General features: G+C 75.8%; 10 protein-coding genes and 2 pseudogenes. 4 read left to right on the top strand and 8 right to left on the bottom strand.

Annotated features, from left to right (window positions below; genetic code table 11):
• The first annotated feature begins 54 nt into the window (after positions 1 to 54).
• Positions 55 to 858, top strand: a complete 804-nt coding sequence (locus tag LGQ04_RS08790; RefSeq protein WP_229243316.1) for an exodeoxyribonuclease III — start codon at positions 55 to 57, stop codon at positions 856 to 858.
• 248 nt (positions 859 to 1,106) lie between these two features.
• On the opposite strand, the pseudogene galK reads toward LGQ04_RS08790, so the two are convergent.
• The 4 genes and pseudogenes from galK to LGQ04_RS08770 all read right to left on the bottom strand — a co-directional run.
• A pseudogene (gene galK / locus LGQ04_RS08785) lies at positions 1,107 to 2,273 on the bottom strand (galactokinase); the annotation flags it as partial.
• 144 nt (positions 2,274 to 2,417) lie between these two features.
• Positions 2,418 to 3,620: pseudogene (galT, locus tag LGQ04_RS08780) on the bottom strand (galactose-1-phosphate uridylyltransferase); the annotation flags it as partial.
• A 48-nt stretch (positions 3,621 to 3,668) separates the two neighbouring features.
• A complete protein-coding gene (locus LGQ04_RS08775) occupies positions 3,669 to 4,442 on the bottom strand; it encodes a DeoR/GlpR family DNA-binding transcription regulator (protein WP_229243315.1) in 774 nt (257 codons plus the stop codon).
• A gap of 83 nt (positions 4,443 to 4,525) precedes the next feature.
• Positions 4,526 to 5,674, bottom strand: coding sequence for an Mrp/NBP35 family ATP-binding protein (locus LGQ04_RS08770; protein ID WP_229243314.1), 1,149 nt, complete (start codon positions 5,672 to 5,674; stop codon positions 4,526 to 4,528).
• 51 nt (positions 5,675 to 5,725) lie between these two features.
• On the opposite strand from LGQ04_RS08770, the gene LGQ04_RS08765 reads away from it, so the two are divergent.
• A complete protein-coding gene (locus LGQ04_RS08765; RefSeq protein WP_229243313.1) occupies positions 5,726 to 6,523 on the top strand; it encodes a maleylpyruvate isomerase N-terminal domain-containing protein in 798 nt (265 codons plus the stop codon).
• 44 nt (positions 6,524 to 6,567) lie between these two features.
• On the opposite strand, the gene LGQ04_RS08760 is transcribed toward LGQ04_RS08765, so the two are convergent.
• Both LGQ04_RS08760 and LGQ04_RS08755 read right to left on the bottom strand, forming a co-directional pair.
• Positions 6,568 to 7,080 (bottom strand): DUF1003 domain-containing protein, encoded by a 513-nt coding sequence (locus LGQ04_RS08760; RefSeq protein WP_229243312.1) that lies wholly within the window; start codon positions 7,078 to 7,080, stop codon positions 6,568 to 6,570.
• Positions 7,073 to 8,389: a magnesium transporter MgtE N-terminal domain-containing protein gene (locus LGQ04_RS08755; RefSeq protein ID WP_229243311.1), complete on the bottom strand. Its 1,317-nt coding sequence runs from the start codon at positions 8,387 to 8,389 to the stop codon at positions 7,073 to 7,075. Before LGQ04_RS08755 ends, LGQ04_RS08760 begins: the two co-directional genes overlap by 8 nt.
• A gap of 118 nt (positions 8,390 to 8,507) precedes the next feature.
• Here LGQ04_RS08755 and LGQ04_RS08750 point away from each other — a divergent pair, with 118 nt between their 5' ends.
• Positions 8,508 to 9,320, top strand: a complete 813-nt coding sequence (locus LGQ04_RS08750; protein ID WP_229243310.1) for a YflT domain-containing protein — start codon at positions 8,508 to 8,510, stop codon at positions 9,318 to 9,320.
• A 16-nt stretch (positions 9,321 to 9,336) separates the two neighbouring features.
• Here LGQ04_RS08750 and LGQ04_RS08745 read toward each other — a convergent pair whose 3' ends face one another.
• Together LGQ04_RS08745 and LGQ04_RS08740 are read right to left on the bottom strand one after the other, a co-directional pair.
• Entirely contained in the window at positions 9,337 to 11,004 is a 1,668-nt protein-coding gene (locus LGQ04_RS08745; protein WP_229243309.1) for an aminopeptidase P family protein, read from the bottom strand.
• A complete protein-coding gene (locus tag LGQ04_RS08740) occupies positions 11,001 to 11,879 on the bottom strand; it encodes an alpha/beta fold hydrolase (RefSeq protein WP_229243308.1) in 879 nt (292 codons plus the stop codon). Before LGQ04_RS08740 ends, LGQ04_RS08745 begins: the two co-directional genes overlap by 4 nt.
• Before the next feature lie 115 nt (positions 11,880 to 11,994).
• Between LGQ04_RS08740 and LGQ04_RS08735 the strand changes: the two genes are divergently transcribed.
• Complete coding sequence (locus tag LGQ04_RS08735; RefSeq protein WP_229243307.1) at positions 11,995 to 12,834, top strand: PHP domain-containing protein; 840 nt, start codon at positions 11,995 to 11,997, stop codon at positions 12,832 to 12,834.
• Positions 12,835 to 12,843: the final 9 nt, after the last annotated feature.

The raw sequence follows: 12,843 nt of genomic DNA, 5'->3' as shown, positions 1-12,843 counted from the left end.
GGACCACCACGCCCCGGTGACCGCGTCGGCGGCCGTCCGTGATGGGATGTCCCGGTGCTGACCATCGCCACCGCCAACGTCAACGGCATCCGCGCCGCCGTCCGCCGAGGGATGGACACCTGGATCGCCGACCGCACCCCCGACGTCCTGCTGCTGCAGGAGGTCCGCGCACCCGACACCGTCGCGCGCGACCTCCTCGACGGGTGGCACGTCGCCCACCAGGCGTGCGACCTCAAGGGCCGCGCCGGCGTCGCCGTCGCCTCCCGCCTGCCCCTGACCGCCGTGCGGGTCGGCCTCGGAGCGGGCGAACCCGAACCGCCCGTCGACACCGGCCGCTGGGTCGAGGCCGACGTCGAGCTGCCCGACGGCGGGACCGTCACCGTCGTCTCCGCCTACATCCACTCCGGCACCGTCGCCCAGCCCGAGACCATGGTCGCCAAGTACGCCTACCTGGAGAAGGTCACCGCACGCCTGCGCGAGCTCACCACCGACGGACGCCGCGCCGTCCTCGCCGGCGACCTCAACATCGCGCACACGAACGCCGACATCAAGAACTGGAAGGGCAACCTCAAGAGCGCCGGGTTCCTCCCCGAGGAACGTGCGTACGTCGACACGTGGCTCGACGACGTCGGCCTCGTCGACCTCGGACGCGTCCACGGCGGCGACGGCCCCGGCCCGTTCACCTGGTGGTCCTGGCGCGGACGCGCGTTCGACAACGACTCCGGGTGGCGCATCGACTACCAGCTCGCGACCCCCGCGCTCGCGGAGCACGCGGTGAAGGTCGAGGTCGACCGGGCGCCGTCGCACGCCGAGCGCTGGAGCGACCACGCGCCGCTCGTCGTGACGTACGACCTCTGACGTCGGGCGGGTCCGGTCGCGGTCGTCGGGTCGGTGCGGTCCGGTGGGCGGAGGGGCGGCCGCGCCGGGTCTGCCATCCGCGCCGCTCGTTCCTCGCGTCGCTCCCGCCAGACCCGCCACGACCCGGCACGGCCGCCCCTCCGCCCGCCTTCCGGGCGGTAGTTCGCACCCCCGGCCTTGCCGCCCACCTCGGTCGGACGGCGGTCCTTCGCTCTCCGACTCTCCGCGGACCTGGTCGGGCCGTTCGGTCAGGCGGTCGGGCCGGCCGCGGCGGAGGGAGTGGCGAGGAGGAAGCCGGGGGCGCCGAAGCCCTCGCGCTCGAACGCGGTGCGGACCGCATCGGCCACGGCCTCGGCGCGGTCGGCGGGGACGAGGGCGATGGCCGAGCCGCCGAAACCGCCACCCGTCATGCGGGCGCCGAGCGCGCCGGCGACGCGGGCGGCGTCCACGGCGACGTCGAGCTCGACGCTCGACACCTCGTAGTCGTCGCGCAGCGACGCGTGGGACGCGGTGAGGAGCGGGCCGACCTCCGTCACGCGGCCGTCCTGCAGGAGCGCGACGAGGTCGCGGACCCGGCCGATCTCCGTGACGACGTGGCGCACCCGGCGGCGGGAGACGTCGTCGGGCAGCTTGTCGAGCGCCACGTCGAGGGTGCCGGTCGGGTCGTCGGACGTGGCGACGGCGTCCGCGAGCTCGCGCAGGTGCGCGAGACCGAGGGTCAGGGCCGCGGCCTCGCAGGTGTCCCGGCGCTGCGCGTACTGGCCGTCCACGAGGCGGTGCTCCGCCCGGGTGTCCATGACGAGGACGGCGAGCCCCGCGGCCGCGAGGTCGAACGGCTCCTGCTCGGCCGAGTCGTCGGGGTCGAGGCCGAGCCGGCAGTCGAGCAGCAGGGCGTGGCCGAGCGTGGCCCGCAGCGCGGCGGACTGGTCCATGCCGCCGGTCGGCGCGCCCGCGACCTCGTTCTCCGCCCGCACGCACACCGCGGCGAGGGTCGCGCGGCCGGTGTCGGTCGCGGAGAGGCCGAGGCCTGCGACGTCGTCGAGCGCGACCGCGACGGCGCACTCCAGCGCCGCCGACGAGGACAGCCCCGCGCCGAACGGGACGCACGAGTCCACCGCCGCGTCGAACCCCGGGACGCGCTCGGCGTCGTCCCCGGTCGCCGCGAGGTGCTCGCGCAGCGCCCACGCGACACCCGCCGCGTACGTGCCCCAGCCCGCGACCGTGCCGGGGGCGACGTCGTCGAGCCGCGCCTCCCACACCTCGCCGAGCGCCTGCGCGGATACGAGCCGCACGACGCCGTCCGTGCGGGGCCGCAGCGCCACGTACGTGCGGTGCGGCAGCGCGACCGGAAGGCACAGGCCCGCGTTGTAGTCCGTGTGCTCGCCGATGAGGTTGACCCGGCCCGGTGCGCTCCACACGCGGGGCGCGCCTTCGCCGGACCCTGCCGCGGCACCGGCGTCGGACACGCCGCCGAACGCCTCGGCGAACACCGCCCGCGCACGGCGGGCGCCCTCCTCGGGCGTCCACGCGGGCACCCAGCCCCGCGCCGTCCCGGCGGGGGCGAGCTCCTGGAGGCGGGCTGCGACGCGCTCCGGCGTCGTGTCGCTGATCCAGGCGCCCATCCCCGACTCGGACCCCGCGAGGTACTTGAGCTTGCCCGGGGCGCGGAGCACGGAGAACACCTGCAGGTGCAGGCGTGCCAGCGTGACGTCGTCCGTGCCTCCGTCCGCGACGGAGCGGCCCTGGTGCGCGGGCGCCTGGTGCCACGCCGCGATGTACGGCAGGGGGATGGGGTCGCCGTCGGCCGTCTCGAAGAACCGGTCGAGGCGGCGCAGCAGCTCGAGATAGGTCGTGGCGAGGTCGTCCCGCTCGGCGTCCGTGAGCGCAGGCAGGTCGGGGACGTCGCGGCGCGGCGCGAGGTGCACCTCGACGGGCCAGCGCGCCGCGTACGGCACGTACGCCACCCAGTGCTCCGTCTCCAGCACCACCCGGCGCCCGTCCGCGAGCTCGGAGTCGAGGAGGTCGCGCAGCAGGTTGCGCCCCGTGCGCTCGTGGTGCGCCCGCGCCTGGGCGAGCATCTGGCGCGTGCGCGGCGTGACGTACGGGTAGCCGTAGATCTGCCCGTGCGGGTGGTGCAGGGTGACGCCGATCTCCTGGCCCCGGTTCTCGAAGCAGAACACCTGCTCGACGCCGGGCACCTCGCCGAGCGCGGCCGTGCGGTCCGCCCAGGCGTCGATGATGGTGCGGACGCGCTGCGGGGGCAGCGCCCCGAACGACGTGGTGTGGTCGCTGGAGAAGCACACGACCTCGCAGCGCCCCGCGGCCGGCCCGTGGACCTGCAGCGGCGCGTCCTGGACGCGCTCGTCGCCGATCCCCGGGACACGCTGGAGCGACGGGAAGCGGTTCTCGAACACGACGACGTCGTAGTCGGTGTCGGGGACCTCGCCGTCGGAGTACGCGCTGCCGGGACGTGCCGGGCACAGCGGGCACGAGTCCGCGGCGGGCAGGAAGGTGCGGTTCATGCGGTGCGCGGCCATCGGCACCCAGTCGCCCGTGAGCGGGTCGAGGCGCATCTCCGGGCCCGTGTACGGATGGGGCTCGCCGTCCGGCCCCGGGACCGGGGCGTAGCGGTCCGGCAGCGGGCGCGGGTCGTGGAGGCGCCGGGTGCGCTCGCCGGAGACGAACTCGGGGGAGTCGTCGAAGTAGACGAGGTCGCGGCCGTCGGCGAGGTGCGTCGCGGTGCGTCGCAGGTGCTGGTTCATGGTGCGGGGGCTTCCGATCGTGGTGCGGGTCGCGCGGGGAGCGGCGGGTCAGGCGACGACGAGCTGCTCGACGAGCTCGCGGACGCGCTCCTGCTCGTCGGTGGGCAGCGCGGCGTCCGTGACGAGCACGTCGACGTCCGCGAACGACGCGAACACCCGCAGGCCCGTGGTGTGCCACTTCGTGTGGTCGGCGAGGACGACCGTGCGCCCTGCCGCGTCGATGAGCGCCCGGTTGGTCGCCGCCTCGTCGAGGTTCGGCGTCGTGAGCCCGACCTCGACGTCGATGCCGTGCGTCCCGAGGAACGTCTGGTCGACGCGCAGCCCGGACAGCGCGGACTCCGCGAGGGGCCCGACGAGCGCGTCGGACGGCGTGCGCGAACCCCCCGTGAGGATGACCTCGAGGCGCGGGTCGTTCGCCCGGTGCAGCGTCTCGGCGACGGGCAGGGAGTTCGTGACGACCGTGAGCGGGCGCAGCGTCGCCGAGGTGGCGATCTGGGCGGCCAGCAGGTGCGTCGTGGTCCCTGCTGACAGCGCGACGGACGAGCCCGGCGCGATGAGCCGGGCCGCGGCCTCGGCGATGGCGCGCTTCTCGTCGGCCTCGCGTGTGCTCTTCGCCGCGAACCCGGGCTCGTGCGACGTCGTGTGCGGCGCGACGGCGCCGCCGTGCACCTTGCGGACCAGGCCCTGCTCGGCGAGCTCGAGCAGGTCGCGCCGGACGGTCATGTCCGAGACGCCGAGGTCCCGGGTCAGGTCCCCGATCCGGACCGCACCGGCGTCACGGACCTGGGCGAGGATGCGCTCGTGGCGCTGCGAGGCGAGCATGGGTCACAGTATTGTCCAACCGCGCGGGAAAACCAACACGATCGAACACTAATGAACACGTCGCCCTCGGCGGTCGCCAGGGGTCAGACGACCGTGACCCCGAGCGACCGTCCCGCCAGGCCGCGCGGCCGGCGCGCGAGGCTCCGCGCGACGTCGTGCAGGGCGACCGCCGCTGCAGCCCCCGGGTCCGCGAGCACGACCGGGGTGCCGGTGTCCCCGGCCTCGCGCAGCGTGACGTCGAGCGGCACCTGCCCGAGGAGCGGGACGTCGGTGCTGGTGGCCGCCGAGAGGTTGCGTGCCACGCGCTCACCGCCGCCCGACCCGAACACCTCCAGGCGCGAGCCGTCGGGCTGCACGAGCCACGACATGTTCTCCACCACCCCGACGACGCCCTGCTGGGTCTGCGTCGCGACCGACCCCGCCCGCTCCGCGACCTCCGCGGCCGCGACCTGCGGCGTCGTGACGACGACGATCTCGCTGCCCGGCAGGAGCTGGGCCACGGAGATCGCGATGTCCCCCGTGCCCGGGGGCAGGTCGAGGAGGAGCACGTCGAGGTCGCCCCAGTACACGTCGGCGAGGAACTGCTGCAGCGCGCGGTGCAGCATCGGGCCGCGCCACACCACCGGTTGCCCCGCGGGGACGAACATCCCGATGGAGACGACCTTGACGCCGTGGGCCACGGGCGGCAGCAGCATCGAGTCGACGCGCGTGGGCTGGCGGTCCACGCCGAGCATGCGGGGGATGGAGAAGCCGTAGATGTCGGCGTCGACCACGCCGACGGACAGCCCGTCCGCGGCGAGCGCGACGGCGAGGTTCGCCGTCACCGACGACTTGCCGACGCCGCCCTTGCCGGAGGCGATCGCGTACACCCGGGTGAGCGACCCGGGCTGGGCGAACGGGATGACCGGCTCGCCGACGCCGCCGCGCAGCATGGTGCGCAGCTCGGCCCGCTGCTCGGCGCTCATGACGCCGAGGTCGACCCGGGCGTCCGCGACCCCCACGACGCCGCGCACGGCGGCGTCGACGTCCCGCACGAGCGTGTCGCGCATCGGGCACGTCGCGACGGTGAGGTCCACCCCGACGGTCACGACCGCGCCGTCCGGGCCCGGCGCCACGTCGACCGACCGCACCATGCCGAGCTCGGTGACGGGGCGGCGGATCTCGGGGTCGAGGACGGTCGCGAGGGCCGCGCGCACGGCCTGCTCGTCGGGGGCGGCAAGGGCGTCGGGCATGGCCCCATCGTAGGCGGGCGGGGCGCCGCGCCCCGTACTAGCGTGCACGGCATGGAGGCCCTGGAGTCCCTGGTGCGCGACAGCGAGCTGTTCGGCGACGCGGCCCGCGGCGCGCCGCCGGACGCGCGCGTCCCGTCGTGCCCCGCGTGGGTGGGCGCCGACCTGGTCTACCACCTCGCGGAGGTGCAGGACTTCTGGGCGCGCGTCGTCGGCCCCGCGCCGGGCCGCGGCGTCGCCGGCCCGGACGTGACGCTCCTCGCCCGTCCGGCGTCCGACGCCGAGCTCCCCGCCCTCCTCCAGCGGTCAACGAGCGCGCTCGTCGCGGCCCTGCGCGGGCGTGATCCGCACGAGCCGTGCTGGTCGTGGCACGCCGACGGCGGCCGCGTCGGGTGGGTGCTGCGCCGCCAGGCCCACGAGGCGCTGATCCACCGGGTGGACGCCGAGCTGACCGCGGGGCGCGACGTCACGCCCGCCGACCCGGCCGTGGCGGCGGACGGCGTGGACGAGGCCCTCACGGTCCTCGTCGACGCCGCGCCGGGCTGGGGGGTCTTCACGCCCGACGGCACGACCGTGTCCGTCGTCGTCGACGACCCGGACGTGCCCCCTCGCGTCCGGCGGCTCGCGCTGGGGCGCTTCGCCGGCACCGGGCCGGAGTCGGGCACCGTCTACGACCTGGACGCGGCCCGGCTCGTGGACCTCGACGGCCCGACGACCGCCCAGGTCGGGGGACCGGCCTGGGCGCTCGACCTGTGGCTCTGGGGCCGGGGCGGCGCCGACGGCCTCGACGTCGCGGGAGACCCGACCGTCGCCGACCGGCTGCGGCGCGTCGCCGCCCAGGGCATGCAGTAGGTCTGTCCGGACGCCGGGTGCCCGACGCCGGGCGCCACGGGACCTCAGTCGCGCGCGGCCTCGTCCTCGCTCGCCGTGCGGGCCGACTTCTCCTCCAGCTCCTCGAGGAGGTTGCGGATCTCCGAGCGCACGAAGTCGCGCGTCGCCACCTCGTTGAGGGCGAGCCGCAGCGCCGCCATCTCGCGCGCCAGGTACTCGGTGTCCGCGAGGTTGCGCTCCGCGCGCTGGCGGTCCTGCTCCGCGGTGACGCGGTCGCGGTCGTCCTGCCGGTTCTGGGCCAGGAGGATCAGCGGCGCGGCGTACGACGCCTGGAGCGAGAGCATGAGCGTCAGGGCCGTGAACCCGAACTCGGCCGAGTCGAACCGCAGCCCCTCCGGGCCCCACGAGTTCCACGCGATCCACAGCGCGCAGAAGATCGTCAGGTAGATGAGGAACCTCGGCGTGCCGAGGAACCGCGCGATGCCCTCCGTCGAGCGGCCCACCGCGTCCTGGTCGACGCGCACCCGCGGCCACAGGCTGCGGCGCGCGGACTTCGGGGTGTCGAGACCGTCAGCCACGGGACACCTCCGTCCGTGCCGGGGTGCCGGTGCGCGGGTCCTCGGGCCGTCGTTCCACCTCGAGGTGGTCCGTCTCGCGCCAGTCCTCGGGCAGCATGTGGTCGAGCACGTCGTCGACGCTGATCGCGCCGAGCAGTCTCCGCTCGGTGTCGAGCACGGGCACGCACAGCAGGTCGTAGGTCGCGAGGATGCGTGTCACCCGGCCCAGGGGGGCGTCGGGAGCGACCCCCTCGACGTCGGTGTCGAGCACGGACCCGACGGCCGCGTGGGGAGGTTCGCGCAGCAGGCGCTGGAAGTGCGCGACGCCGAGGAAGCGGCCCGTGGGCGTCTCCAGCGGCGGCCGGACGACGAAGACCATCGACGCGAGCGCGGGCGCGAGGTCCTTGCGCCGGATCTGCGCGAGAGCCGTGGCGATGGTGGTCTCGGGACCGAGCACGACCGGCTCGGTCGTCATGAGACCGCCCGCGGTGTCCTCGTCGTAGGCGAGGAGACGGCGCACGTCGCGCGCCTCGTCGGGCTCCATGAGCTCGAGCAGCTGGGCGGCCTGCGCCTCGGGGAGCTCGTGCAGGAGGTCGGCGGCGTCGTCGGGCTGCATCGCCTCGAGGACGTCGGCGGCGCGGTCGGTGTCGAGGCCGGAGAGGATCGCGACCTGGTCGTCCTCGGGGAGCTCCTCGAGGACGTCCGCGAGCCGTTCGTTGTCGAGCGCGCCCGCGACCTCGAGGCGTCGTGTGTCGGCGAGGTCGTGGATGACGTCGGCGAGGTCGGCCGGCTTGAGGTCGTCGTAGGCGGCGAGGAGCATCGTGGCGCCCTGGGCGGCGCTGCTCCCGGCGAGACCCGTGACGGCGTCGACGTCGACGACGACGGCGTCGCCACGACGCCGCAGCCTCAGCGTGCCCTTGTGCGCCGCGGTGCGGCGCACGTACAGCTTGGTGACGAGCCAGTCGCCCGTGCGCTGACGCTCGATCGCGAGGTCCTCGACCGTCCCGGTGCCGGAGCCGTCGGTGAGCTCGACCGTGCGTTCGAGCAGCTCCCCGACGGCGAGGGTCTCCATGGCGCGCTGCTCGAACCGGCGCATGTTGACGAGCCCGGTGGAGATGACCTGGCCCGCGTCGATGCTGGTCACGCGCGTGAGGGGCAGGAACACGCGACGGCGGCCCGGGACCTCGACGACGAGCCCGACGGCACGCGGGGCGCCCTTGGGCCGCAGGAGGACGACGACGTCGCGCACCCGGCCGACCTGGTCGCCGATCGGGTCGAACACGGTGGTGCCGGCGAGGCGTGCGACGTAGACGGTGGTGGCTGCGCTCACGCCGCAAGCCTACGCACCGAGCGCCCGGCGGCACGCCGGGCAGCTCCGGCGGGAGGGACGGCGCAGGGCGGCGGCTCGCGGCGTAGCGCCGTGCCGCGGAGTAGGACAGACTGGGCGAATGAGCATGACGCGGCCGAACGCGATCCCCCGAGTGCCCACCCCTCCGCGCGGCGAGCCGGTCGCGTCCTACGCGACGTACCTCGAGGCGCAGAAGGCCGTCGACTACCTGTCCGACAACCGGTTCGCCGTCGAGTACGTCACCATCGTCGGCACGGACCTGCGCATGGTCGAGCGGGTCACGGGGCGCCTGACCTACGGGCGCGTGGCGCTCGCGGGCGCGGCGTCGGGCGCGTGGTTCGGCCTGTTCGTCGGCCTGCTGCTCTTCCTGTTCGGCGGGTCGGGCGGGTACGTCCTCACCGGCATCGCGATCGGCGCCGGGTTCGGCCTGCTGTTCTCCGTGCTGTCGTACGCGCTGACGCAGGGGCGGCGCGACTTCACGTCGCAGAGCCAGATCGTCGCGTCGGCGTACGCGATCCTCTGCGCGCCCGAGCGGGCGGAGGACGCGCGCCAGATGCTGGCCCGCATGCCCGACGGCGCGGGCGGGGTCCGCGGGCCCGCCGCCCCGGCGAACCCCGCGTGGGGCAGCGCGCAGCCGCCTGCACAGCCCGGGCAGCCGCCCTACCCCGGGCAGCCCGCCCCGCCGTCGCAGCCCGCACCCGCACCGCCCGCGGGTGGCTCGGGCGCGGCGCAGCCCCCGGCGCCGCAGCCCGCACCGCCGACGCGCACGCCGGACCCCCGGTGGACCACGCCCTCCGGCGAGCCGCGCTACGGGGCGATGCGCCCGACGTCGGGCACCGCGGACGCCCCCGCCGAGCAGACGCCGCCGGAGCCCCCGGCCGAGCCCTCGTCGCGGCCCGACACCCCCGCCTGACCCGAGGGCGCGCGGGTCAGCCGCGCAGCGACGCCATCCACGCCTCGACGTCCTCCGGGCGCCGGGGGAGCGCTGCGGACAGGTTCTCGTTGCCGTCGGCGGTGACGAGGACGTCGTCCTCGATCCGCACGCCGAGGCCGCGGTACTCCGCCGGGACCGCGAGGTCGTCCGCCTTGAAGTACAGGCCGGGCTCGATGGTGAACACCATGCCGGGCTCGATCACGCCGTCGAGGTAGAGCTCGCGGCGCGCCTGCGCGCAGTCGTGCACGTCGAGGCCGAGGTGGTGGCTCGTGCCGTGCACCATCCAGCGGCGGTGCTGCTGGCCCTCGGGCGACAGCGACTCGGCGGCCGAGACGGGCAGCAGGCCCCACTCCTCCAGGCGGGCGGCGATCACCTCCATCGCGGCGGCGTGCACGTCGCGGAAGCGCGCGCCCGGCACGGCGACGGCGAACGCGGCGTCGGCGGCGTCGAGCACCGCCTGGTAGACGCGGCGCTGCACGTCGGTGTACGTCCCGTCGACCGGCAGCGTCCGCGTGACGTCGGCGGTGTACAGCGAGTCGACCTCGACCCCGGCGTCGAGCAGCACGAGCTCGCCCGCGCGCACGGCGCCGTCGTTGCGGATCCAGTGCAGCGTCGTCGCGTGCTCGCCCGCCGCCGCGATGGTCTCGTAGCCGACGGTGTTGCCCTCCAGGCGGGCGTGCGCGTCGAACGTCGTCTCGACGACCCGCTCGCCGCGCCGGTGCGCCAGGGCGCGGGGCAGGTTCCGCACGACCTCCTCGAAACCGGCGATCGTCGCGTCGACCGCGGCGCGCATCTGCTCGACCTCGTGGGAGTCCTTGACGAGACGCAGCTCGGAGACGGCCTCGACGAGCGCGGCGTCGGTACGGCGGTAGGCGGCCTCGGCGCGCTCGACCCACTCGGCGTCCGTGAGGGTCTCGCCCGCGGCGACGTCCTCGGCCGATGCGGCGTCGACACCGGCCTCGGCGCGGATCGCGTCGACGAGCGCCTCCACGCCCTCGTCGGCACCGGTGACGACGAGCAGCACCACCCCGCCGGGACCGACGTCCTTCGCGAGCGCGTCGCGCAGCCCGTCGACGTGCTGCGCGTCGACGCCCGTGCGGGTCGTCACGTCGTCGAGCGACGGGCGGGCGCCGACCCAGAACTCGCCGTAGCGCGCGTCGGCGTAGAACTCCTCCGTGTCGCGGTCCGCCAGCGGGCGCACGTACAGCACGGCGCGGTGCCCGGTGCGGGTGCCGTCGTCGGCGAGGTCGCCCGTGCCGGCCTCGACGGGGTGCAGCACGAGCACGGCGTCCGGGTCGGTGTCCCAGCCGGTCCCGGTGAGGTGCGCGTACGCGGAGTGGGGGCGGAAGCGGTAGTCGGTGTCGTTCGAACGGACCTTGAGCGGGCCCGCGGGGACCACGAGGCGCGACCCGGGGAAGCGCGCGGAGAGCGTGGCACGCCGGGCGGCGGCGAACGGCGCGGCGGGCGAGGGCTCGACGTCGAGCGCGGCGCGCGGCGCCCAGCCGCTCGTGATGAAAGCCTTGAACGCGGCGGAGTCCGGACGCTGCGAGCGGTTGCTGCCGCGCGCCGACACGTCCTGGGCCGTGCCCGCGGCGACGGGGTCACCGGCGCGGGCGGTCTCGGGCGGGGTGGTCTCGGGGGTGACGGGGGTGGCGTCGGTCATGCCCCCAGTGTCGCACCGCGGGGGCGGCCGAAGTCCGCCAGCGCCCGCGAGAGCACACGGTTGAAGACGTCGGGCGCCTCGCTGTTCACGTCGTGGCCGGCGCGCGGCACGACGACGAGCGCGGCGTCGGCGGCGGCGGCGAGGTAGCGCTGCTCGTCGAGCCGCAGGTGGTCGCGCGCACCGTTGACGAGCCACACGGGGACGTCGACGTCGCGCACGTGGGCGAGCCACGACCGTCCCGCGAGCTCGGTGAGCGCGTCCGTGACGATGCCCCACCCGGGTCGCGGCGTCGTCGGCTCCCCGGCGGGGGTGCGCAGCGCGTACGACGCCGCGGCGCCGGCCGGCAGGGAGCGGCCCGCGCGGGTCATCCCCGCCCAGGCGGCGCCGGTCGTGCGGGCGGCCCAGCGGGCGCCGCGACCGACGGCCCCGCCCCCGGCGACGACGAGGCGGGCGACGTCGCGGTAGAGCGCGACGGGCTTGCCCTTGGGGTCGGAGGTGCAGGCCGCGGCGACGACGCCCGCGAGGTTCGCGGGGCGGCGCGCGGCCCACGCGAGCGACGTGTAGCCGCCGAGCGAGAGCCCGACGAGCGCGACGCGACGACCGGGACCGAAGGACGCGACGGCGTCGTCCACGACGTCGAAGGCGCGGTCGAGGGTGAAGCGCTCGTGCGCGCGGGTCCCGTGCCCGGGGAGGTCGACGGCGACGGCGGGGTGGCCGAGCCCGCGCACGTGCTCGAGCTGCCGGTCCCAGATCGCGCCGGACGTGCGCATCCCGTGGACGAAGACGACGGCGGGCGGGTGCTCGTCGGCGACGTGCTCGGTGCGGGGATGCGCGGCGGGCGGGGGCGTGGGGGCGCTCGGGGCGGTGGAGGTCATCGCCATCGACCCTCGCACCTGTGCCTGGGAGCCGGGTGGTGGGGGACGGTGGCCGGGGTGGACATCGTGTGCGGGTCCGGTGCCCGCGCCGGGACGGTCTCACTATCCTGGGCGGGTGCGCATCGACCTCCACACCCACTCGACGGCGTCCGACGGCACGGACGCGCCGGGGGCGGTGGTGGAGGCGGCCGCGGCGGCGGGGCTCGACGTCGTCGCGCTCACGGACCACGACACGACGGCGGGCTGGGCGCAGGCGACGGACGCCGCGCTGCGCACGGGGGTCGCGCTGGTGCGCGGCGCGGAGATCTCCGCGCGCTCCGGCGGGATCAGCGTGCACGTCCTGTCCTACCTGCACGACCCGGCGCACGTGGCCCTGCTGGACGAGCTGGAGCGGACGCGCGAGGCCCGCACGTCGCGGGCGCGGCGGATGGTCGACCTCGTCGGCGAGGACTACGCGATCACGTGGGAAGATGTGCTCGCGCAGACCGCCGAGGGCACGACGATCGGGCGACCGCACATCGCGGACGCGCTCGTCGCGGCCGGGCACGTGACCGACCGCTCCGCGGCGTTCGCGACGATCCTCGCGCCCGGCACGCCGTACTACGTGCCGCACTACGCCCCCGGCGCGGTCGACGCGGTGCGGGGCGTGCGTGCGGCGGGCGGCGTCCCCGTCTTCGCCCACCCGGGCGCGGACGGGCGCGGCCGGGTCGTCGCGGACGTGGTGATCGAGGAGATGGCCGCGGCGGGGCTCGCGGGGCTCGAGGTGCACCACCGCGACCACGACGAGCGGCAGCGCACCCGGCTCGACGGCATGGCCCGCACCCTGGGCCTGTTCGTCACCGGGTCGAGCGACTACCACGGGGCCGGCAAACCGAACCGGCTCGGGGAGAACACGACGGCACCGACCGTGCTGGAGCAGATCGAGGAGCTGGGACTGTTGGACGTGATCCGGTGACCGGGCGCA

This window comes from Cellulosimicrobium marinum (assembly GCF_020551945.1).
Classification (GTDB): domain Bacteria; phylum Actinomycetota; class Actinomycetes; order Actinomycetales; family Cellulomonadaceae; genus Cellulosimicrobium; species Cellulosimicrobium marinum.
This window is presented reverse-complemented; position numbering and strand designations above follow the sequence as displayed.